Below are 21,636 nucleotides of genomic sequence, written 5' to 3' on the forward strand. Positions count from 1 at the left end.
TGATGGAAATGAATGATAACGGTAAAGTGCTCGGAGAAGAACGGCGTGAAATGATCCTTGAAACATTGCGAAAATCGGATCGGCCGATGACGGGCCGGGAACTGGGCGAGATGACAAGCGTCAGCCGTCAAGTGATCGTCAGCGATGTCACGCTGTTGAAAGCGAGAAACGAGCCGATCATCGCAACGAATCAAGGCTATCTCTATCTCCATGCACAAGCCGCTCCCCAGAAAATCGAAAAGACGATCGTTTGCCGGCACAGGCCGGAGCAGACGGAGGAGGAACTGAATCTCCTCGTCGATAACGGCGTCACCGTGAAAGACGTTAAGATCGAACATCCCGTCTACGGCGATTTGAGTGCTTCCATCATGGTATCGAACCGGAAAGAAGTGCAAGCATTCATCCAGGAAATCAATGAATCGAACGCAATTTATCTTTCGAAACTGGCGGAAGGCGGCATCCACCTCCACACAGTAATAGCGGACAACGAGGAGCAAATCCGGGATGCGGAAGAGGCGTTGCGAAAAGCAGGAATGCTCGTTGAATGAGGAGTGTTCAATGGTTCACCGCGGATAGCCTTGTTTCCTTGAAACTTTTTATGGTCAATTGCGTAAATAAAGAAAAGCAATTTTCACGTTTTTAAGGGAGTAGTGGCGTTCTATGGGATTCAATGCGTTCGATCATTTCATGTTATCCAACGGATCTATTATCTTTGGGGCAATTTTTGCAATTGCCATCATCGGATTTTTATTCATTTTAGGTAGAGGGATCGGTGAATGGAACAAAAATAACCAATCCCCTAAATTGACGGTACCTGCCGAAGTCGTGACGAAACGATCCAGAACATCGGGAAGCCACAGAAATGCCTCCGCTAGCACATGGTATTATGTCACATTTCAAGTGCAAAGCGGTGACCGGATGGAATTCAATGTGAGGGGAAATGAATATGGCATGTTGGCGGAAGGTGATATCGGGATGCTGACTTTTCAAGGAACCCGCTACTTGGAATTCGAACGAGTGCAAAGCGATGCAATGGGATGAGGATTATGTACATTTTAAATGTTCTATCGCATTCATGGACTGTTGCTTACGCAGTCGATTCTGAGGATTACAAAATTTGTTGCGAAGGACGGATTTCAGTGCAAAAAAACATTGCGTTGTATGCAATGATGTTCAATTGACCTACCCTGTCGAATACTGTATAGTTTAACTTGATTCAGCAAAATAATGTCTATTGCAAATTGAATGACATTGGCCATAGGTTGGCTTCATTCAGTTTTATACCTAGCTGAATCAAGTAAAGCCTCCGGCGAATGTTACAGATTTTGAGGAGAGTTCAGGAAGGCACCTAAGGGCTCGACGTCTAGTGCCTGAATTTCTGCAAGGAACGCGGAAATCTGGCAAATCGAACCCGTTGCTGTTCGATTCGCAATTCAAAATCCGGACGCAATTATGCCGAGGTGTAATTGTTTTATACTGTATAGGACATCGTATCGCTGAGGAGGGGTAACATGTACCAGGGAAAAGTCAAATGGTTCAGTAATGAAAAGGGTTATGGTTTCATCGAAGCGGATGACGGAGAAGATGTGTTTGTCCACTTTACCGGTATTATGTCCGAAGGATTTAAAACGCTCGACGAAGGGCAAACCGTTTCTTTCGAAATCATTGAGGGGAACCGTGGTCCCCAAGCGGCGAATGTCTTGAAAATGGATAATGAGTGAACGTGAAATGTCCCGCTGAAGTCTTATCAGCGGGATCTTATTTTGTGATTTTATTCATTTCCGAACCAAGGAACTGCAATTGTTCCCCCACCGTACATGTCGTTATGCAAAATTTATGGGCCTGCGTCTTTCCGTTATCTTTAATCAATTGTTTCTTTACAAAGCAATCTTGGCAAAAGGTATCGAGCATTTCATTAATTTCGGTCATGACACTTACTTTGTCCATAACAACCTCCATAAGGCAAGATTCCTCTATTCTAATACGCAATCGAGGATGTTGCAACTTTCTTCGAATCATGAGGTGAAGCAGATGATTGAATTATACGTCGATGGAGCGAGCGCCGGAAATCCCGGAAAAAGCGGCATCGGAGTCTATATTAAAGGCGAAGGGCACCAAATCCGCATTTCCGAACCGATTGAGCCGACCGACAACCATACCGCGGAATTCCAAGCCTTGCTGCGGGGCCTGGAAGAGGCGGCCCAGTTGACGACGGGCATGGTCGCGGCGAAGTCCGATTCACAAATCGTCGTCCAGGCAGTGGAAAAGGAGTTTGTCAAAAATGGGAAACACCAAGCTTATTTAGCCCGGATCTTGGAGATTACAAAAGGCTTCGATTATTTTTTCATCAAATGGATTCCCGACGAACAGAATAAAGCGGCTGACGCTCTCGCGCGGCAGGCGTTGCGAAAAGACGGAAAAGGCATGAATTGACCTTTTCCGTCTTTTCGTTATGCTTTCATAAAGGTGACTGTCTGATCCGCCAAATCATACAACGCCCATTCTCGGTCACCGACAACCGCTCCAACGTTTACGAGGACTTCTTCCCCAGTAACCGGGTACGGCGTCCCGAACTCGATCGGCGTTTCCACTCCTCTGCGTCGCAGTCCGGACTTGTGGCTATGGCCGTAGAATACTGGGGTTCGCTCGACATCCGCCCGGATCAGCGACCAAGGTTCCCCGCCCCATTGCCATTGATGGCCATGGACGATTTCTGCTTCACTGAGCGAAAATGTCTCAGGCATGGTTGCCAACTTTTCACGAAGGACGTCAGCCGTCTCGGTCAACTGGAGGATCCGCTCCTCCTGATTCCCCCGGACGGACAGGAAAGTCAGCAACTCCTCAAACCCATCCGGCAAAAGCATGACGTCCTCCATTTTCGTGTAAGTCTGCCCTTTGACATCCTTCTTACTGATTGTACATTCGAACAAATCGCCTGTTCCAACCCGGATTGCGTCGGGCGCTTTTGCTTCGATGTCGTCCAGCACGGCATCCAGGTCTTCTTTGGAAGAATGGATATCTCCCAGCAACGCATATTTCATTCCTGCTCCACATCCCTTAAGTCAAAGATTCCGATTATCCCTTCTCGACGGGCGCATCCTCTTTTGAAATCCAATCGCTGTAACTTCCGACATAGAGACGGACATTTGGATAATCTACCTGTCTAAGCATCGCATAGAGCGGAGCGGCAGTTACACCGCTGCCGCAGTAGACCGTCACTTCCTCCGTAGGATCGACGATGGCTGCCAATTGGTTCCGCAGTGTATCGTCTGCACGGAAGCGACCGTCTTGCTTCAACTGTTCCCAGTCGAAATTCAGTGCGCCGGGAATGCGGCCGGCTACCGGGTCGAGCGGCTCGACTTCACCCCGATACCGCTCCGCAGCCCGGGCGTCAACCAATCGGCTATCCGTCCGGCTCGCCACCGTCCGTTCCACGAATTCCCGTGAGGCATACAGCTCTTCATTCCAATCCGGCTGCACATCGGTGCGCACAGGTTTCGCCTCCACGTCATCAACCGGAATCCCTTTCGTGCGCAGCTCTTCAAACCCTTCGATTGCGATGACCGCGTTTTGGAATCCCGCATAGTGGAGGAACCACCAAGCACGGGGCGCAAAAGGGCTCCCTCCTTGGTCGTAGACAATGATCAGATCATCCCTATTCAGCCCGCTCCTCCTGAACAGCTCCGTCAACGCCTCTTTCTCCGGCATCGGATGGCGCCCGGCTTTCTTTGACATATCGGATAGATCCTCCTCCAAGTCCCAATACACTGCACCCGAGATATGACTCTCCCCGTATTGCCGCCTGCCTTCCCCACTATCTTGCAAGGAAAAACGCGCATCGATCCATTTAGCCTGTTCCGAATTCACCTCATCTACAGAAACGAACACTTTTGCCAATCAAACCAACTCCTCCAACCGCAGTTTTTCGTAAATGGCACGCCATTCGCCGAGCGCTTCCGTCGCTGACAGCAACGTACGCTCGGAAGCGATCTGATCCAAGCTTTGTTTCAATAAATGTTGACGAAGTCCTTCCGCCTCACTGTCAATCCACGCATCCGCCCATTTCTCCAATTTCTCCTTCTCTTTCCCGAGATAGATGGCGGCATCCTGCTTCATCAGTTCCTCTAGCTTTTCCTTCAGCACATCCCGATCGCCTCTTTCGAAGAACGATTTTGGATTTTTGAACAGCTTATTGACACTGTTGTAGACATCCGGATCCGGATACGGCATGTCGAATGACAGCATCTCGGCATCCTGCGGCTCATATGGCGCCGGTGCGAATGATCCGTCCTTCTCCAGCAACACCGCATTTTCCTGGCGCTGCCTGTCTTTCAATTGCTTCACCATGAAATTCAGCATCCGGAGATTCGTCACTTTCAGCTCCTGGGTCAAATCAAACCCGACCATCTGCACCGTTTCCGCAAGAGCATGCTTCAACGCCCGATCCGTTGAGTAATTTGCAAATACGGATGGATTGTACGATTCCTTGAAGAAATCGAAGAATCGGAGAAACACCCGCTGCAAAATATAGTAGATCAATTCGCCCAACTCATTATGGGCTGCTTTCGTCCACACTTCCGCAAAATTATAGGAGAAGTGCTGTCGGATTTCCCCTTCCAGACGATCCAATTCTGTCAGACGCTCCGCTTTCCGTTTCATATTCGTCTCGGTCCGCGTGATGAGGGAGGCAAGACGCTCGATCGTCTTCACAGTCTCTTCTTCCAATGCCTGAACGGCCAAGCCTTTCAAGTCATGCTCTAAGAAATGATGGAATTTCTCCTCGAATGCGCCCATGAGCGGGTCGCTTTGCCCATCCAATTTCGCTTCGAGTGCACGCAAGCTCGAAATGCCATGCACACGGGGCTTGCGGATGCCGAACTTATGCAATTCCTCGGCGACGAACGTCTTGACAGCTTCCGCTTCTTCCTCATCGCTAGCAAGATCAATTGCATTGACGATGAAGAACATCTTATCTAACTCAAATGCATCTTTCACCCGGCCCAATTGGACAAGGAATTCCCGGTCTGCCCGTGCAAACGCATGATTGTAATACGTAACGAACAAAATGGCGTCCGCATTGCGGATATAATCGAATGCGACATCGGTATGACGGGCATTGATCGAATCAGCTCCCGGCGTATCGACAAGCGTGATCCCTTTGCGTGTCAGTTCACAATCGAAATAGAAATCGATCGACTCGACAAAGCAGCTGCGGTCTTCTTCGGCGACGAAGCGGACGAACTCTTCCCGTTCCACATTGAGCGTCGAACCCAGTGTATCGCGATACACCGGATAGCCCTTCTGAAACGCCGCGATGAACGCTTTATGGATGTGGAGATTTTCATCCGCCAACTCGATCGTCAGCGCCTCCTCCGCTTTCAAGAAAGCCTCATCCAATGTAGCAACTCGGATTCCCACTTCTTCGAATGACCGGCAGACATCCTCCGTCATCCGCTCTTCCGTTTTCAATAAAACATCTGCGGTGTCGTCCGCTTTGCCCGGTTCGACCGGCTTGATGCGGTTGATGGCAGCCGTTGTCGGGTTCGGGGAAACCGGCAGCACTTTTTCTCCAATCAATGCGTTGGAAAAAGAGGATTTTCCGGCACTGAAGGCACCGAACAAGGCAACGGTGAATTCCTGCCCTTCCAAACGATCCGCTTTTCGTTTCAAATACTGGGACATCTCTTGGAATCCTGGAATCCGTTCGACCGACTGGGCAACATGTATCGCATGATCGATCACCGATCCTGAATCGGAAGCCTCCCCTGTCAACACGATGGCTTTCCGATCATCCTGACGACTTTCCTGATCAGGTACAACTTGTTCCGTGTCGTCAAGTTCTTCATATTCGGCCATTTCGATGACTTCTTTGTCTTGCCATTGACGGAGCAGCGAATCGCTCTGCTCAATGGCTTGTTTGGATGGAGTTGTCAGGTTCGTCTCCAATGTTGCGAGACGTTTCCCGACCTCTTCCACTTGGTCGATGGCGAACAATTTCTCTTCGAGCCGGCGTGATTTCTGTTCCAGCATTCCTGTCTTTTCATTTCCCGCTTCGGAAGCGATAGCGGCCATTTCGTTTTTCCACGGTTCGACCATCCGGCGGAAAGCGAGATGGATGGCGGATCTCATGCGATCCGAATAATTCAATATCGCGTCACCCGTGATCGTCTCCGATACTTGGAACTCTTTCTCGATATCGCTGAATGGAACGGACAAATCCAGATTATCGATGGCAAGGGAGCGGTCGTCCGTCAAGATTCCCGCTTCCTTCAATGATTTCTTCATCAATGTTTTCAGATGGACTTCGATTTGTGTATGAACGAGCTTCGCCATATTATCCGCCAACGCTTGCTGCCGGTGTTCCCGCTCCTCGGCCGTTTTCTTTGCGCCGAAAAGGAATCCCACTTTAAACCGGGGGGATAGCGACTCCAAATAATCCTTCAACAATTCGCGCGTCTCATAGGGAGTGATGGCGGAACTTTGCAGCAGGCTATCGCGTTCTTTCTCGAATGCAATCGCAAACCCGTCACCCGATAGGCGCCCGAGCATGTTCTTGGCGTCCGCTGCCTCTTCCGCCAATTCCTCCCGCTGCGACCACTCCTCCTCCGACACGATTTCCGAGAAGTTGTTCTTCCGTTCTTCCATTTCGTCCTTCAAAAACTGGATATGTTCATCTTTTAATTTCAACAGCGTCTGTTCCGCATTCGCCGCAAGTTGCTCCTTCCAGTTCTCCATGGAGCCTTCGACAATCGCTTTCACTTGTTCAAAGTCATTCTCCGGCAAATCTGTCCGCTTCAGTGACGTAAAGAATATCCCTTTCGGAATAACTCCCCACATTTTGAATGAATCCTCAACGGACTGCTGGAATGCCTCGAACGATAATTCGCTCTCCCGATGCTTGTCGATCTGATTGATGATCAAATAGACATTTTCGTTATAGCGCATCAGTTCCTTTGTGAAACGGAAATTCAACTCCGACTGGACATGGTTGTAATCCATCGTATAAAAGACGATATCCGCTAAATGAAGGGCCGATTCGGTCGACAGGCGGTGGGCATCATCCGTCGAGTCGACGCCCGGCGTATCCATCACCGTGATGCCCTCCGGCAAATTCGATTCCGTATGACCGATTTCAATGAGCGCCACCGCGGCTCCATCCTTACTGAACTTCTTCAACGCATTCGGGAATCCGTGTCCGTTATACTTCACCGCTTTGCCGTCCGTGTAGTGAATAATGGCATAATCAGTGTCCGTCTTCGTCACTTTAACGATATTGGCGCTAGTCGGAATCGGGCTCGATGGTAAAAGATCCCCTCCAGTGAGCGCATTGATCATCGACGACTTCCCGGCAGAAAAATGGCCGGCGAAGCCGATGGTATATTCCTGGCGGAGCAACTTCTCCGCAAACAGCGCGGTCTTGTTGAACCGCTCTTCATCGTCGTTCTCTTTGAATAATTGTCCAAGTAAAACCGTTTGCTGTATCAATTTTTCTATCTCTGACATATCCTGTTCGATCCCTTCATCAATTGCTTCTCATATCATACCATTTTTGGCCTCCCAAAGCCGGGCAAATTATTCAAAACTTATATTTACCGGCATTTTGTACTTCGTTCTTTATTCATGGTATAATCGGACTAGCGAATCTATTCAGAGAGGTGGAACCGAAATGAGTACGACATCCAAAAACGTACAGATGATCTTAAATGGGACGATTTCATCCTTATCGACCGTCATCCCGGTCAAACTGGATGTCCTTCCTCCATCCATGACTGTCCAGCCATATGTACAAAAAGAATTGAGCGTTTTGATTGGCTTGGTCGGCGACATCAAGGGCAGGCTTTTGATCGATGCTTCTGAAAAAGCGATCGATTTGATCGGCCAGGCGATGTTCGGCATGAAAATCGAAGGGGAAATGGTGGAGTCGTTCACTGGGGAACTGGGAAATATGGTCGCCGGTAACTTATGTACTGCGCTCGAAAACGAGGGAGTGCAACTCGACATCTCCCCGCCAACCGTAATGACGGGGCAAACGAAGATGTACGGCTTCAAACAAGCTTTCAATCTACCGATTCAACTCGAAGGCGGCACGATGCTGACCATTTTGCTGACGATTGATGAAGAGTGAGTACATAGGGACCAATAAAAAGAGACAAAGGAAATCTTACTTTCCTTTGTCTCTTTTTTTGAAAGATAGAATCAAGCTTGCGCCACCATCGGGACAGGGAAGATTGATTCGATTTCCGGTTTCAATTGTTGTTCCAACGGATTCAATAACAAATGGACGGTGCCATAATCCTCCGAAGTCCGGATCAAGCGGCCCGCGCCTTGTCGCAGTCGCAGCAACATGAACGGCAAATCAACTTGCCGGAATGGGTCGTCTGCGTGTTTACGCCGCGCTTCGAATAATGGGTCGGATGGCGGAAACGGCAAGTCGTGGATAATGACGCGCGTCAGCGCATCTTGCGGGATGTCCAAGCCTTCCCATAAATGATAGGAACAAAGGAACGACACTTGTTTCTGCTGGAAATCCCGTATCATGGAAGACAATTCGCGCTCCCCTTCGAAGGCGACCCGCTCTTCCCATTTAGCCGGAAGTTGTGCCTGGAACCGGTTCATCGATTGTTCGGATTTGAACAGGATCAAGGTCTGTTCCCCGTCTTCCAACAACTCCAACACTTTCTCCGCTTTCTCGCGGTCCTCCACATCCGTTGAGACGACTTTCATCACTTCATCGTAATCGAATGGGGACTGAACGGAAAACGACAGATAGTCCTCAATGCCCAACCCATCCGCCAAATACGAAAAGTCTTTTCCTACCGAGAGTGTCGCCGAAGAGAACACGATTGGGAGTTTCGAAGAAAACAGTTTTTCTCGCAAAATATCGGTTACCAGCCTTGGCATAACGATGAGGGTCAACTCCCCTTCCCGGTCTTCCAGCCAATCGACCGCATCGTTCTGTGAAGTGAACAGATCCATGGAATAGATGTACTGATCGAGATATTCCTCGACCATCTTCAAATCATATTCCGGGATAATGAATAACTCACCCTCAAATACGAACTCTTCTAAAATGGCATGGGAGAGCCGGACCGCCTCTTTGCCGAGTGCAAGCAGCTCATCCGACCTACCGATCGCTTTCCGCTCATTGTCGGTGAGTTCCACGGAATCATCCAATTTTTCAAAGAATCGCTCATGGATATCAATGAGATTTTCCATCAGGCCGAGCGTCTTTTCCCGGACACCGTCGACCATGATGCGCTCTAGCAGATGCAGCAGCGTGCTGTTTTGCACTTCATAAGTCAATGCACGTTGCGCCGAATATTCGAGGAGATGTCCTTCGTCAAAAACAACCATCGAAACCTCGGGCAATAAAGGCAATTGTCCTTGTCGTTTGCGTGAGTCCTTCGTCCAAATATGTTCCATGTAAAAATCATGAGAACAGATGATGATTTCCACCGCTTCCCGGTAATGATTGCGATGGAGCGTCTGTCCGCATTTATTGCGCAGATCGCAAGCTTCGCATTGCTGGATCGGATGATAGTTCACCATTTTCCATTGCGCGTCGCTCAATTCTGGATAATCAGAACGTTCCCCGTACGCAGCTGTCGATTGGAGGGAAACATTGCCATGGACGAAATCCGGTAAAGAGTCCTCAACCTGTTCGATGAACTCTTCATTGGTCGTATCCCCCGTCTCTTCTAACCGTTTCAGACATAGGTATTGATCCCGTGCCTTGGCGAGCCGGACATCGATATCTAATTCCAAGGCGTCACTGATTTTCCGGATATCGCCGTCTTCTTTCACGAGCTGGTCGATCAGCGTTTCATCTGCACAGGAAATGAGCGCCGGTTTCCCGGTATACCGGGCATACACGATGGCCGGCAACAGATAAGCGATCGTTTTTCCCGTCCCGACCCCCGCTTCCGCGAAGAGCACTTTCTTTTCTTTCAAGGCCTGCTCGATTTGAAAGGCCATAAAAATCTGTTCATCGCGGCATTCAAACCCTTTTTCGGTCAAATCGTCATACAGCGTATCACCGATCCAATCACTTAATGAATCATAGAATGACTTTTCTTTCGATAAAGGGAATGGCAGTTTTCTTTTCATAGGGAACTCCTTCCTGATTACATGCAAAAGGAAGAGGCACAATCCTCTTCCAACACTTTTATGACTGACGTTGGCCCCAGAACTGGTACAAATCAGTTCGAATGAAGCCATTGAATAATTTTCTCTTTTTCGTCGCTTTTTTCCCGTACATCGTTTCAAAGTTTTCCAAAGAAGAGAGCATATAGACGGACCAGGACGGATAATCTTTCATCACATCGCCCAGCACTTGCGCCATTTCTTCCGCCTCCTCGATTTCACCAAGGCGCTCACCATAAGGAGGATTGCCCACAAGGACGCCGTTCAAACCTTCTACAGCCAATTCCCGGACATCGCGTTGCTCAAAATGAATGATATCGAGGAATCCCGCTTCAATGGCATTCGTACGAGCGACTTTGATCATCCGCGGATCGTGGTCGAATCCAGATATGGACAACGGCTGGTCATAGTTTGCCAAATCCTCCGCTTCCATCCGTACGTCATCCCACGTCTTTTTCCGAATCCACGGCCATTGTTCGCTCAAAAACTCCCGATTATAACCCGGTGCGATATTTTGGCCGATCATCGCCGCCTCGATTGGAATCGTGCCCGACCCGCAAAATGGGTCGACAAACGGACGGTCGGGATTCCAGCGTGTCAATTTGACAAGCGCCGCAGCTAAAGTCTCTTTCAAAGGCGCATCCCCTTGGCCAACCCGATAGCCCCGCTTATGGAGTCCCGCCCCGCTCGAGTCGATCGTAAGCGTCACTTTATCTTTCAAAATGGATACTTCCAGTTTGAATAAAGGGCCGGATTCATCTAAAAACCCGATCCGTTTATAAGCCGATTTCAATCGCTCCACAATCGCTTTTTTCACGATTGCTTGGCAATCCGGCACACTATATAACGTCGATTTCACCGATTTCCCGGCAACCGGAAAAGCTGCATCGACAGGCAAATACTGTTCCCAGGCAATCGCCTTCGTCCGCTCAAACAGTTCATCAAACGTCGTCGCTTTGAATTCGCCGACGACAATCCGCACGCGGTCTGCCACCCGAAGCCACATATTGGTCTTCGCGATGGCCGTTTCGTCTCCTTGGAAATAAATCTTGCCATTTTCGGTGCTCGTTTCGAATCCGAGCGCCTTCACTTCATCCGCCACGATGGATTCCAGCCCCATCGCGGACGTTGCCACTAATTTATATTCACTCACGCACTTCCCACTCCGTTCCCATTTCGTCAAACATTGCAATGATTTCACCGAGTTCCGATTCGCAAATTGCATCGCTCACATAGCCGCCTTGGGCTGATGCACAGCCCATCGACCGCAGAAGCTTCATCTGCCGGACATGTTCCACACCGTCCGCCACCACTGCAATGCCGAGACGATTTGCCATTTGAATGATCATATCGACAATGATCCGGTTTTCATCCGCTTCGAAGATGTTTTGGATGAAGATCCGATCAATCTTAATAGTATCGACCGATATTCTGGATAACAGACTTAAGGAAGAAAAACCGTTCCCGAAATGATCAATGGCCACAGAAAACCCGGCCGCTTTCAAAGCACTCAGTTTCTGAATCGAACGCTCGCCGTTCGCCATGACGACACTTTCGGCGATTTCCAACTCAAATTGACGTGGCGATAGCCCGAAACGCCGGATTGTCCCCGTCAATGATTCGATTAAATTCGGCTGCATGAAGTAAATAGCGGAAATATTGAGGGCCACCCGCCCCGGATCAATCCCTTTCACTTGCATCATCACAAGATCCTCGCATACTTTTTCAAGCGCGATATCGGTAATCGGCACCATCAGCCCAAGCTCCTCAGCGAAGGGAGTGAAGTCATCGATGGCTTCCGGACCGTCCTGGCAGACGAGACAATGGACAAACGACTCGATCCCGGCAATGCGGCCCGTTTTCATATCGATTTTCGGCTGATACGTCAAACCGAATTTCCTTTCCTCGATCGCCGCCACGAGAAGTGTTTCCAGTTCAATCATCCGCGTCACATCGGTTACTAGATCTTCATAGAAAAAAGTGTAATTGTTGCGGCCGCTTCTTTTTGATTCATACATCGCCAAATCCGCTTTTTTCAACAGGTCATCGAGCGATTTCCCGTCCTGCGGATAGAGGCTGATGCCGATACTAGAGGAAATGAATAGCTCATAGGAACCGATATGATGCGGCCTTTCCAGTTTCTCGAGAATCCGTTCCGCGAAAATGGCGGCCTCCCCGGAATGCTTTAGCCCGGTCAACGCGATGACAAACTCGTCGCCGCCAATCCGAGCGATAATATCCTTGTTTTTCAATAATTTCCGGAGCCTTCGGGCGAATTCCTTCAACAGTTCATCGCCGATTGCATGGCCGAGCGTATCATTAATCTGTTTAAAGCGATCCAAATCGAGGAACAATATGGCGAACATCTTGTCATGTTCTTCACCCGAATTGAACAGCACTTCCATCCGGTGATAGAAGGATTGCCGATTGCCCACCTTCGTCAACGTATCCGTCATGGAAGCGTCTTTTAAATTCTTCAGGGCGACTTCATGGTCGGAAAGATCGACAAAAATGCCACAATAATGCGTGACCGTCCCACTGTCATCCCGGACTTCCATGATCCTGAGCCACTCGGGATAAATCTCACCGTTTTTCCGCCGGTTCCAGATTTCCCCGTTCCATCGCCCTTCCTTATCTAGGACATTCATCATATTCTGATAAAAATGGGCAGTATGTACACCCGATTGGAGAATGCGCGGAGTCTGACCGACCACTTCGTCTCTCCGATACCCGGTCACTTGTTCAAATGCGGGGTTGACGTGGACAATGCGTCTATTTTTATCTGTGATCATAATCCCTTCATCCACGGTCATGAAAACTTTTTCCGAAAGTTCTTTCGGATATTCAGACAGGACTTCAGAGGAAGCAAAGGATTGTTTACTAGAGTTCATCGAAACTCACCCATTCCCTATAACCTAATTCAGAAGATGTATTGGTACCGGTGTATCTGGTTGCCGTCTTGCGTGTTCCGGTGGGAGATTGGAAGGCCCGGGTTCGAGCGCTTGCCCGTATACCATGCAGATGCCCATCAGCTCTGCAAGATTATTATTATATCAAATTATATTCCATCTACATAAGAAAAGCTCCCCAAGAAAATAGGAGAGCGTTCAACTGAATGTTAGAACCATAGTAAATTTGATAAGCCATGTTTTGTTCCCGTGTACTCAAACGGCTTCCGCCTCGTACTTAGGGTGGTAATCATCTATCTACAGACTGCTGTCTGTCCCTTCTTCCGTTCATTTCCTTCCGAAGAGTGCCCCTACCATAATTTGGGTTTCTCACTCGTGGGGTTTACCGCGTTCCACCCGGACCGTTTCCGGACCGGCTACGTCACTGTGGCACTTTTCAGGAAACCTCATCCATATCCCGAAGGACGTAGGATTTATCCCCGCCGTCACCGCGCAATGCGGTGCCCCGGCTTATTTTTTCGCCGAGCACGAACACTACGGACATCTCAGAACCGTGTGAGCATGGACTTTCCTCTACAACTTTACGTTGCAGCGATTACCTAAATTCGCTATGGTATTGTCCAGTATACAGTACTTTCTATTCACATTCAATGGATATGTCGAACCTTGTTGCTTGCAATATTACCCATCCTCGGAAAGCCGGCTGCCGAATACATGCTTCTCTAGATTGGAAATCCGTTTCAGCAAGTCGAAATTCGTTGTGCCGCCCGTTCCGGCAGCAGTTCTCTTCTGGTTTGTCGCCAATTCCTCTTTCAACCGCTCATTTTCAAGCCGTAATTCCGCGACCATTTTCTTGTATGTCTCGTAATCTTGAATGACATCGTCGAGGAAAAGATCAACCTCTTCCTGATTGTAGCCGCGTAGGCCGGTCTTGAAGTCTTTTTCAAGAATTGTTTTTGAGTCCAATTTAATTTCCATAAGACTACGCCCTTCCGTCTGTCGTTACATAGCTCTCATTATAACATATTTTGTCCATCCCTGTCTTAATTTGAACGGGAATCAAAGCCTTATTTTGTCGGTTCCTGCGCTTCCCCGGGAAATAGTTTCTGGCAAGCCGTATTTCCCGTTTCCGCAACTCATTTCCCGCACGTTCGCGGAATTTTCTGGACAGTTCACGGTCTTCTTGGACGTACTGCAACGCCAATTTCGTATTTCCCATCGCCAATTCTAGCTCTTTCACTTTATGCTCCTGCAGCTTCGCTAATTCCTCCAAAGCCAAAATCCGATGCCGGCCCGTCAATCGGCTCGATGCGATGGAAAATGATTCGATCGCAGCCATGAAATCGCCTTTTCGTTTCAAATGAAACCCCAGATGATAGTGAGTCATTGGATGATCAGCCCCATGCTCTTCGATAACCTGTTCGAAAAGCCGGCCACTACGCTCATAAGATTTCAAATCGGCGAACCATTTCCCGATATTCGTATGGGTGACGGCCGATTCGGTCACATCCGCCTTCAATAGCAGGTCGGTCGAGCGGATGTATAAAGCGACGAGCGATAGGATATCCCACTCATTATGCAAGAGCACTTTCATCAATAAGTCGGCGCGGCCGTGTTTGACAGCATCCTGATAGATAATCGGCGCCATATGGCCAGGTATATCCCCGTCGCGACGGAAACCGAGCTGCTCCTCCTCGATCGCCGGAAGCCGGAACGTCCCCATCTCCTCTTTCCAAATGCGCCGCGAGCCGTGCAGCAAGTCAATCTGATCGTGCTGGAGCAACGGCGGCAAGACGTGGCGGTTCATCGTCCAACGCGTCTCCATTTGCGGAATATCGAAACTCTTTCCATTATACGTCACGAGCGTCGAGTCCGTTTCCCAAAGCCGTGACGCATAGAGGAATGCCGCTTCATGGTCCGGTCCTGGCAGGACATACTGCGTCAGGCGGAAAGAATCCGCGGTCTGTTCAATGAATCCCAAAAGAAAAATGAGCGTCCCTGCCCCTTTTAACCCGGTCGTTTCGGTATCAAAAAACAGAAGCGGTTTGGACAAATCCGGGGAAAGCGGATGAATCTCCCCCGACCCAGCCCAATTGTCAATCGTGCTCTTCAATCCCGATAAAGCGATTTCGCCATGTCGGTAGTCGCTGCCATATTCGACCGTCTTCTTATAGACGATGCCAAAAGGATTCGGTTCTTTCGTCAGGCCGGCCGCCAACCAATTTTGTTCATAAACGGGCGGTGGAGGGAGTTTCTTTTCCGGGGGCTTACTTCGCTGCGTTTCTGGTTTAGGATCTGCCTTCTTCAACAGCTTCTTCATTTGCATCAGTTTTTGTTCATACGACATTGCTCGCACACTCCGCAAGGCCCGGAGCCACCGGGCGACTTCTTGTTTGTAATTCATGCTACTGGTAGTAAATTATACTATACTTCCAACCTATCTATAAGGAAATCAGTCTTTCGCCATAGGAGCTGTATTTCTTGGGAAATGAAGATGGGGTTGAATGCCGAATTTCCGTTGTGCTTACCAAAGTTGGCAGAGTATTGCTGCAAATGATTAACTGACATATAATAGAAGGAAAGACGGTAGAAAGTCGCTTCAAACGCGAAGAGACCGATGGGGGATCAGACGAAAGGGTGACTGGAATGAGTGAAGAGCTATTGAAACAAATCTTGGTAGAAATAAAAGACGTCAAATTCGAGTTGATTCAAGTCAAGTCGAATGTGGATGTAAACACGAGAATGCTTGCAACATTGAACGAATTGAAGGAAATCCCTCTCTCTTTAGATGACCGCCAAGAGGATATGGACGCCCGACTGGAAAGCCTTGCAATGGATGTTCATAAAATGCAGGAAGAGGTAATCGTCATCAAAAAACAGATATCTGAAATTCGAAGCGAATTGGAATTCACCTTTCAAAAAACAGTAAAAAATGAAATGGAATTGTTTAAACTGAGACGTGAGTTCAGCTAAAAGGGGATGAATTTGAGAAGTTGTAAGTTTTATTCCAGCAGAAGATAAAGAGTAGTATGGTGGCAATTTTGTGGAGCTAAAAGCTTGAATTAGGAATTATTTTTCACGGTTTAATTACTGTGTTATTTTTCATCGTCGGCATAGTAATATTTCACTAATTTAAAGAGTGAGTCAAATACATCAGAAAATATTAAAAGACCGTCATTTCATATAGCTACGGTAAACATATATTTAAAAAGAGGTGATTTCAGTGGGATGGGGTTATAGAAAGAGTATACGGCTCGGAAAAGGTGTGCGATTAAACGTCAGTAAACGCGGTATAGGTGTAAGTGCAGGAGTGAAAGGTTTTCGTGTAGGAACCGGCCCTTCTGGTTCGAGAATACGAGCCACCTTACCGGGAACCGGTCTTTATTATGAAAAGCGCCTAGGTTCCGGAACAAAAAAGAAGCATTCTTCTGCACAATTTCTGAAAGAAGTAAATCCGCAGACATCCTTTACTGGTGCAAATGAAGTCCAAGAATATGAATTTCTGCTTCATGCAATATCAACTGTTCATACAGAACCAGTTAAATCGGTGAATTGGGTCAAATTATCAACAGAAAGGGCTCCTTTCTCCAAAAATGCTGCTGGACCAAATGAACAGCAGGCAATAGCCAAATTAAATAATTTCAAGCCGTCCTTTCTTGATAAACTTTTTTCAAGAACTGAGGCACGAAGGGCAATTTTACAAGAAGAGATTCTAAACGCCAAAATAGCGGATCGAGAACTTACCAGTGATAGGGAAAGAAAAACTCAACTTGCGAATCGTGTGCTAGCTCATGAAGGTCAAGCACTAATTGATGCGTTGAAAGAAGTGGCTCCTTTTCAAAGTATCCTGCGATTAGGCGGTCTCATAACGGCCTATATTACAGATAGCGATATTATTAACATCGAATTCAACACAAATTCAGAAACTGTGATTCCAACCGAAACGAAAACGTTGACAACAGCTGGAAATGTGTCTGTACGAAAAATGGGTGTTAATCGGCACAATGAACTGCTGTACTCCTTCGTAACAGGAGGAGCGATCACGATTGCAAAGGAATGCTTTGCTGTGCTCCCTGTAAACGAGATATACGTACATTGTGTAGATACACTCATTAATCCATCTACAGGTAGAGAAGAAGAGAATGTATATTTATCCGCTCTTTTCGATAGAGAACAAGTTGAAACAATTGTTTATGAAAAAATAGATCCAGGGGAAACTTTAAAACTTTTTAAACACGAGATGAGATTTCTAAAAACAAAAGGTTTTCAACCGGTAACTAAGCTAGAAGGTGATTGAATGCAATATTTACTAGGATGTCTTGGTTTGATTATAGTCATTGCGATAATCATAGCCATTGTACAGTGGCTGTTCAGTAATATCATAGGAATTTTTGGTCTTGCTATCGCAGCGTGGGCGGGCTATCAATGGTATCAAAATCGAAAACTAGGGGCTAAATCAAAAGTGCCAGCTATTATCTTGGCTTTTGGCTTGTTGATTGCTTTTTCGGGTTTCTCTTCTGCTCCTGATGATGAGGTCGTGCAAGATAAACAGGATGTAAAACTAGAAGAAGAGCCCTCAAAATTGGACGATAAAGAAAGCAAGCCTTCTGATGTTAAAGAAACAACTGTTCCAGTTAACACATCAGATACTTCCGAGGCCAATAAGAAAATACCGGTTGAACTTGTGGAAGTAATCGACGGCAATACAATTAGAATCTTATACGATGGCCAAGAACAGAATGTCCGTTATCTGCTAATTGACACACCTGCAACAAATCATCCCCAACTTGGGGGGCAGCCTTTTGGAAAAGAAGCAAAAGAACGCAACCAAGAGTTGGTGGAAAGCGGTAAATTGGAGATCGAGTTTGATGTCAGCGAACAAGTTGATAAAGATGATCACCTACTTGCTTATATTTATGTAGACGGCAAGAGTGTTCAAAAAATGTTACTGAGTGAGGGTATGGCCCGAGTTGCTAATATTCATCCACCGAACATACGACATTTAGATCCGTATGAAAAATCTCAGGCGCAGGCAAAGAAAGAAAAACTTGGAATTTGGTCCGTGGAAAACTATGTAACAGATACAGGGTTTGACGTTAAAGAAGTGGCGGAAGAGAAACAAGATGTTCCAAAGACTGAAAACGATTCTACCAATACTAATACGCCACCTGCCACAATAACGAAACCAGTTGAAACACCGCCAGCAGTCACCCCTCCTCCACGGGAAACAGAATGGTTTCAAAATTGCACGGAGTTAAGAAGTAAGTATCCAAGTGGCGTGTCCGAGAGCCATCCGGCTTATCAGCGCAAAATGGATCGTGATAAAGATGGCTGGGCATGTGAGTAACAAAAAGCAATTAGGTTGTGAAGTGAGGCAATTAAGTTAACGCACATACTACTGGGAGGAATGGGCCGAACAGGTCCTCTCCCATTTTCATTACACTTCCCCGGTTAAAATTGACATATTCAACATTCGTTGGAGATACGGTATCCGAATAATGCTGCCGGACTCCCATTGTTTGGATGGATTCGTTGATTGAAATACGAGACATAACCTGTAAGCTTTTTCAATACCCAAAGAGTGTGGAAGGTGAAGCAAAGTAATTAAGAAACTACTAATTTAATTTGACGGGAGGTATTTTCATTGAGAAGTATTACGTATTTAGACTCTCTCAAAAAAGTGAATGAACAAATTACGAACAATGAAATAATCAAGGTTTTATTCATTGACTTAATTAAACTATGTATCAATAAAAAAGATTATCTGGCTTTAGTTGAGAAGACAGCAAACATGTTTTATATCCCAAGTGAGGATGCGCAGTTTCTTCTATTTGATATCAGTCGAAAAGATAATTTAGAGAACGCCTGGTCGGAGGTCGGCAAAGAATTACATAGTCTTTTAAGACTCGTTGCTTTGACATACGGAGAAATGATAGGTGAGATACGCCGCTTCACCTTATCAAAGGACAAATTACTTGTAACTAAAAGTTCTCTCTCCAATTACGATGATAAAATCGGTGTTAATTTTAAAAGAATTGATGGAGAGTCTTTTTATTTCGAAATGAATTTCAATGGCATGGTTTCTTTCGCATTGCAAGTCATTAATGTCTTTAGAGAAAATATAGAAAAAAACAGAATCTCTAACAGAGATAAAGAACTATTCGATCAAGCTTTACAACTTAGAGCTGCGGGCACATTACTTACTCACTCATTTGACCGGGACCAGACCGCAAAGGATGGTGATAATAGTGGCCATGGAATCGACAAGTAACATTTTTCCCTTTGAAGATTATGCAAAAATGGAATATGACAAGCCTCCTCTTCCGCAAGACATTTCTCAAATAATCAGTCAAAACTCGTTCGAAATAGGGTATACTAAAGAAAACGATCCACAAGAAGAAAAAGGAGGCGAAAATATTATGCAATCGAAAGAGTATATTGATGTACGAATCGATGCTTTAGAAAAGAATATTAGTCAACGCTTCCAAGCTCAAGAAAATTTATTTTCAGAAAAACTAAATACTTTGAGTGCTAAATTTGACGGCCAACATAACTTAATTGTAAATAAAATTGACTCCCTCTCAGACGGGATAAAAAAAGATATTGACATTATTACTCAAAAGAAAATTGATGACTTTCAGGAGACGTTAGATAAACAAAAACGAGAGAACAAAAGCTTTACCTGGATGGTTGTGGGTATAGCAGTAGCCGCCGCGACATTGATGGCGACTCTGGTCCCTATTATTTTCTAGAAAATTCCGCCCTACCGTGAAAACCACTGAAAAAGAGGTGTATTCTGTTCTTAATTGAACAGAATACACCTCTTTTCATTCACTATTTTCATCCTTTTTCGTTCACCAGTTTAAGTATTCGTATCCGTTTCAGATTGTCGGCAAATATTGTAGTATCCGCCTGAAGTTCCATTCCAAATAAACCCGCCGGTTGGGCTGTATTGTACCCATATGGATTTTCATACTCATTATTTTCCGCTTCGATTTTACAACGATTTCGGACGAACTCTTTAATTTCCTCGGTTTCCTGAAATGCGGCCTGCGCTTCATGTTCCGTGGACTTGATCGTGATGGAATTTTAGCCCCTTCCTTGTAACAACCTTCTCTTGATAGACACGTTTTACACTTTTCGATATCAAAATAAAACGTCATCGATTGATTGGTTTTTTGTCCCTTCTTGCCGATGTGGACATCCGTGTTGCCATATGACCTGCCAGGAATTCAAATATGCCTGCATCTTGATTAAAGCCAAATTCTTTCGCTCACGCTCCGTTTGCAAGGATCAGATTTCATTAACACTTTCAATCCCAGCGTCCAATACCCTGCAACCTTAAAATAAAAAAACGCCCGGTTGGACGCTCTCAATTAATCGCTTAATGTGCTTATTTGTTTTTAATATACTCCATACCTTTTGGCGTTATTGCCAAAACCAGGTTATCTGTCCCTTGCCCACTATCCACGGCATATTCATTTTCGATAAGAGAGTCAATGGCCAGTTTGCTGTTGACGTCGGCGCTTAGCATGGCTTTAGGTAAGGTATAGCTTTCTCCGTTATTAGCAAAATAATAATCATAAAGGCTTTGCAACAGCATATCCGATAGTTTGTTGACTTCTTCATTTGTCATTGATCATCCCTCCTTACCTACCACTATTCGATAAACCAGAGGGGGAAACCTTCATTTGATATCTTCGCCGGAATACTCTATCCTAGAGCGTCTCCCCAATCCTCTTTCAAATATGTACTATCGGTGTAAAAAGTATGCTTTTTAGAAACATTAGTATCAAAAAGTTAATCCTTTGTTCAACCAAGGAAGAAGTTCTTCATGTTTATAGTTTTTTCTAGTTTCTGAAATAATTTGAGGAAGAAAAATATCAATAGAATCCGTTAATGAATTTAGGGCTTGTAGGACAGTCCCATTTTCAAATCGAGACAATGTCTCTGGTAACTCATCCTCGTCTAAAATAAAGTATTCTCCATTCGGAAGAACCATAATATCAATAATCAAATCCTCAAAGGATACCAACTGATCGGTCATGTATGTATTTTTTACAATATTAAAATAGGAACCTAAATACTTCCCTTTTTCATCTCTCCAAACGTATAAATTATACGGACGATCTTTCCAGTAATAACCGATTGTATAACTACCTTTAGGTATAGATAATTTTGTTTTATTTGCTCTCATCGTAAAGGAATTTTGTATAGCATGGAAAAGTACTACACTATTACTTTGTGCTTTTAATAACTTACACCTATGTTCTACCACTACTGAATCATACCGTATTTTTCTTTCTATTATGTTATCCCCACGTTGAATAGGGAGTGTACTTAAATCCATGTTTGGTTGCCTCCTATGCCCATGTTCATTCCAAACAAATCGTAACATAGATTTAAGCAAATAAAAGTGCTCATGGGACTGAGCGTCTTTATTTGCTATTTCTATTTGTGTTTTCTTCCTCATCAATCAAACCGGATAAAGTATTTCGTTGGTCTTTTATTATTCACTGATTAGAAAATAGAACATAATATAATTTAGAATGCAGTTATGATAGGGATGCAGAGCATTTTACCA

General features: G+C 46.0%; 21 protein-coding genes and 1 other RNA gene. 10 read left to right on the forward strand and 12 right to left on the reverse strand.

What is annotated here, in order from left to right; genetic code table 11:
* The first annotated feature begins 2 nt into the window (after positions 1–2).
* The 3 genes from MKY41_RS04475 to MKY41_RS04485 all read left to right on the forward strand — a co-directional run bounded on the left by MKY41_RS04475 (position 3) and on the right by MKY41_RS04485 (position 1,721).
* Positions 3–548 carry a transcription repressor NadR gene (locus MKY41_RS04475; RefSeq protein ID WP_340743900.1) on the forward strand — a complete coding sequence of 182 codons (546 nt, stop codon included), beginning with the start codon at positions 3–5 and terminating at the stop codon, positions 546–548.
* Positions 549–660: 112 nt separating this feature from the next.
* On the forward strand, positions 661–1,041 hold the full coding sequence (locus MKY41_RS04480; RefSeq protein ID WP_340743901.1) for a DUF2500 domain-containing protein: 381 nt from the start codon (positions 661–663) through the stop codon (positions 1,039–1,041).
* Between the two features lie 470 nt (positions 1,042–1,511).
* Positions 1,512–1,721 carry a cold-shock protein gene (locus MKY41_RS04485; protein ID WP_340743902.1) on the forward strand — a complete coding sequence of 70 codons (210 nt, stop codon included), beginning with the start codon at positions 1,512–1,514 and terminating at the stop codon, positions 1,719–1,721.
* Positions 1,722–1,758: 37 nt separating this feature from the next.
* Here MKY41_RS04485 and MKY41_RS04490 read toward each other — a convergent pair whose 3' ends face one another.
* Positions 1,759–1,947, reverse strand: a complete 189-nt coding sequence (locus MKY41_RS04490; protein WP_340743903.1) for a zinc-finger domain-containing protein — start codon at positions 1,945–1,947, stop codon at positions 1,759–1,761.
* Between the two features lie 84 nt (positions 1,948–2,031).
* On the opposite strand from MKY41_RS04490, the gene MKY41_RS04495 reads away from it, so the two are divergent.
* Positions 2,032–2,433, forward strand: coding sequence for a ribonuclease HI family protein (locus tag MKY41_RS04495; RefSeq protein ID WP_340743904.1), 402 nt, complete (start codon positions 2,032–2,034; stop codon positions 2,431–2,433).
* A 17-nt stretch (positions 2,434–2,450) separates the two neighbouring features.
* Here MKY41_RS04495 and MKY41_RS04500 read toward each other — a convergent pair whose 3' ends face one another.
* Genes MKY41_RS04500 through MKY41_RS04510 form a run of 3 tightly spaced genes read right to left on the reverse strand, consistent with a single transcriptional unit; the run spans position 2,451 to position 7,503 of the window.
* Complete coding sequence (locus MKY41_RS04500; protein ID WP_340743905.1) at positions 2,451–3,041, reverse strand: metallophosphoesterase family protein; 591 nt, start codon at positions 3,039–3,041, stop codon at positions 2,451–2,453.
* 34 nt (positions 3,042–3,075) lie between these two features.
* Complete coding sequence (locus tag MKY41_RS04505) at positions 3,076–3,888, reverse strand: sulfurtransferase (RefSeq protein WP_340745633.1); 813 nt, start codon at positions 3,886–3,888, stop codon at positions 3,076–3,078.
* A gap of 9 nt (positions 3,889–3,897) precedes the next feature.
* On the reverse strand, positions 3,898–7,503 hold the full coding sequence (locus MKY41_RS04510) for a dynamin family protein (protein WP_340743906.1): 3,606 nt from the start codon (positions 7,501–7,503) through the stop codon (positions 3,898–3,900).
* A gap of 163 nt (positions 7,504–7,666) precedes the next feature.
* Between MKY41_RS04510 and MKY41_RS04515 the strand changes: the two genes are divergently transcribed.
* A complete protein-coding gene (locus MKY41_RS04515; RefSeq protein WP_340743907.1) occupies positions 7,667–8,125 on the forward strand; it encodes a chemotaxis protein CheX in 459 nt (152 codons plus the stop codon).
* Positions 8,126–8,196: 71 nt separating this feature from the next.
* Here the strand turns inward: MKY41_RS04515 and MKY41_RS04520 are convergent, their stop codons facing one another.
* The 6 genes from MKY41_RS04520 to MKY41_RS04545 form a co-directional block, all read right to left on the reverse strand.
* Positions 8,197–10,107, reverse strand: a complete 1,911-nt coding sequence (locus tag MKY41_RS04520; protein ID WP_340743908.1) for an ATP-dependent DNA helicase — start codon at positions 10,105–10,107, stop codon at positions 8,197–8,199.
* A gap of 58 nt (positions 10,108–10,165) precedes the next feature.
* Positions 10,166–11,296, reverse strand: coding sequence for a THUMP domain-containing class I SAM-dependent RNA methyltransferase (locus MKY41_RS04525; RefSeq protein WP_340743909.1), 1,131 nt, complete (start codon positions 11,294–11,296; stop codon positions 10,166–10,168).
* Entirely contained in the window at positions 11,289–13,034 is a 1,746-nt protein-coding gene (locus MKY41_RS04530) for a putative bifunctional diguanylate cyclase/phosphodiesterase (protein WP_340743910.1), read from the reverse strand. Before MKY41_RS04530 ends, MKY41_RS04525 begins: the two co-directional genes overlap by 8 nt.
* 243 nt (positions 13,035–13,277) lie before the next feature.
* Positions 13,278–13,659, reverse strand: an RNA gene (rnpB, locus tag MKY41_RS04535) — RNase P RNA component class B.
* A gap of 74 nt (positions 13,660–13,733) precedes the next feature.
* Positions 13,734–14,030 (reverse strand): cell division regulator GpsB, encoded by a 297-nt coding sequence (gene gpsB / locus MKY41_RS04540; RefSeq protein WP_340743911.1) that lies wholly within the window; start codon positions 14,028–14,030, stop codon positions 13,734–13,736.
* A 4-nt stretch (positions 14,031–14,034) separates the two neighbouring features.
* Entirely contained in the window at positions 14,035–15,399 is a 1,365-nt protein-coding gene (locus MKY41_RS04545; protein WP_340743912.1) for a ribonuclease H-like domain-containing protein, read from the reverse strand.
* 299 nt (positions 15,400–15,698) lie between these two features.
* Between MKY41_RS04545 and MKY41_RS04550 the strand changes: the two genes are divergently transcribed.
* From MKY41_RS04550 to MKY41_RS04570, 5 genes are all read left to right on the forward strand, one after another.
* Positions 15,699–16,025: a hypothetical protein gene (locus tag MKY41_RS04550; RefSeq protein ID WP_340743913.1), complete on the forward strand. Its 327-nt coding sequence runs from the start codon at positions 15,699–15,701 to the stop codon at positions 16,023–16,025.
* 250 nt (positions 16,026–16,275) lie between these two features.
* Positions 16,276–17,349: a DUF4236 domain-containing protein gene (locus MKY41_RS04555; protein ID WP_340743914.1), complete on the forward strand. Its 1,074-nt coding sequence runs from the start codon at positions 16,276–16,278 to the stop codon at positions 17,347–17,349.
* Positions 17,350–18,399: a thermonuclease family protein gene (locus tag MKY41_RS04560; protein WP_340743915.1), complete on the forward strand. Its 1,050-nt coding sequence runs from the start codon at positions 17,350–17,352 to the stop codon at positions 18,397–18,399.
* Between the two features lie 297 nt (positions 18,400–18,696).
* A complete protein-coding gene (locus MKY41_RS04565) occupies positions 18,697–19,323 on the forward strand; it encodes a hypothetical protein (protein ID WP_340743916.1) in 627 nt (208 codons plus the stop codon).
* The gene (locus MKY41_RS04570; protein WP_340743917.1) at positions 19,301–19,804 is read left to right on the forward strand and encodes a hypothetical protein; all 504 of its coding nucleotides are present in this window, start codon (positions 19,301–19,303) and stop codon (positions 19,802–19,804) included. Before MKY41_RS04565 ends, MKY41_RS04570 begins: the two co-directional genes overlap by 23 nt.
* Positions 19,805–20,445: 641 nt before the next feature.
* On the opposite strand, the gene MKY41_RS04575 is transcribed toward MKY41_RS04570, so the two are convergent.
* Positions 20,446–20,688 (reverse strand): hypothetical protein, encoded by a 243-nt coding sequence (locus MKY41_RS04575; protein WP_340743918.1) that lies wholly within the window; start codon positions 20,686–20,688, stop codon positions 20,446–20,448.
* A 156-nt stretch (positions 20,689–20,844) separates the two neighbouring features.
* On the reverse strand, positions 20,845–21,402 hold the full coding sequence (locus tag MKY41_RS04580) for a DUF402 domain-containing protein (RefSeq protein WP_340743919.1): 558 nt from the start codon (positions 21,400–21,402) through the stop codon (positions 20,845–20,847).
* Positions 21,403–21,636 lie beyond the last annotated feature (234 nt).

Source organism: Sporosarcina sp. FSL W7-1349, from assembly GCF_038003045.1.
In the GTDB taxonomy this organism is placed as follows: domain Bacteria; phylum Bacillota; class Bacilli; order Bacillales_A; family Planococcaceae; genus Sporosarcina.

What these genes read in the sequence shown, in the direction of transcription:
- MKY41_RS04495 (WP_340743904.1), top strand. Translation starts at nt 2,032, where the DNA reads ATGATTGAATTATACGTCGATGGAGCGAGCGCCGGAAATCCCGGAAAA.
- MKY41_RS04475 (WP_340743900.1), top strand. Translation starts at nt 3, where the DNA reads ATGGAAATGAATGATAACGGTAAAGTGCTCGGAGAAGAACGGCGTGAA.
- MKY41_RS04575 (WP_340743918.1), bottom strand. Translation starts at nt 20,688, where the DNA reads ATGACAAATGAAGAAGTCAACAAACTATCGGATATGCTGTTGCAAAGC.
- MKY41_RS04580 (WP_340743919.1), bottom strand. Translation starts at nt 21,402, where the DNA reads ATGGATTTAAGTACACTCCCTATTCAACGTGGGGATAACATAATAGAA.
- MKY41_RS04510 (WP_340743906.1), bottom strand. Translation starts at nt 7,503, where the DNA reads ATGTCAGAGATAGAAAAATTGATACAGCAAACGGTTTTACTTGGACAA.
- MKY41_RS04490 (WP_340743903.1), bottom strand. Translation starts at nt 1,947, where the DNA reads ATGGACAAAGTAAGTGTCATGACCGAAATTAATGAAATGCTCGATACC.
- MKY41_RS04545 (WP_340743912.1), bottom strand. Translation starts at nt 15,399, where the DNA reads ATGTCGTATGAACAAAAACTGATGCAAATGAAGAAGCTGTTGAAGAAG.
- MKY41_RS04560 (WP_340743915.1), top strand. Translation starts at nt 17,350, where the DNA reads ATGCAATATTTACTAGGATGTCTTGGTTTGATTATAGTCATTGCGATA.
- MKY41_RS04520 (WP_340743908.1), bottom strand. Translation starts at nt 10,107, where the DNA reads ATGAAAAGAAAACTGCCATTCCCTTTATCGAAAGAAAAGTCATTCTAT.
- MKY41_RS04500 (WP_340743905.1), bottom strand. Translation starts at nt 3,041, where the DNA reads ATGAAATATGCGTTGCTGGGAGATATCCATTCTTCCAAAGAAGACCTG.
- MKY41_RS04550 (WP_340743913.1), top strand. Translation starts at nt 15,699, where the DNA reads ATGAGTGAAGAGCTATTGAAACAAATCTTGGTAGAAATAAAAGACGTC.
- gpsB (WP_340743911.1), bottom strand. Translation starts at nt 14,030, where the DNA reads ATGGAAATTAAATTGGACTCAAAAACAATTCTTGAAAAAGACTTCAAG.
- MKY41_RS04480 (WP_340743901.1), top strand. Translation starts at nt 661, where the DNA reads ATGGGATTCAATGCGTTCGATCATTTCATGTTATCCAACGGATCTATT.
- MKY41_RS04485 (WP_340743902.1), top strand. Translation starts at nt 1,512, where the DNA reads ATGTACCAGGGAAAAGTCAAATGGTTCAGTAATGAAAAGGGTTATGGT.
- MKY41_RS04530 (WP_340743910.1), bottom strand. Translation starts at nt 13,034, where the DNA reads ATGAACTCTAGTAAACAATCCTTTGCTTCCTCTGAAGTCCTGTCTGAA.
- MKY41_RS04515 (WP_340743907.1), top strand. Translation starts at nt 7,667, where the DNA reads ATGAGTACGACATCCAAAAACGTACAGATGATCTTAAATGGGACGATT.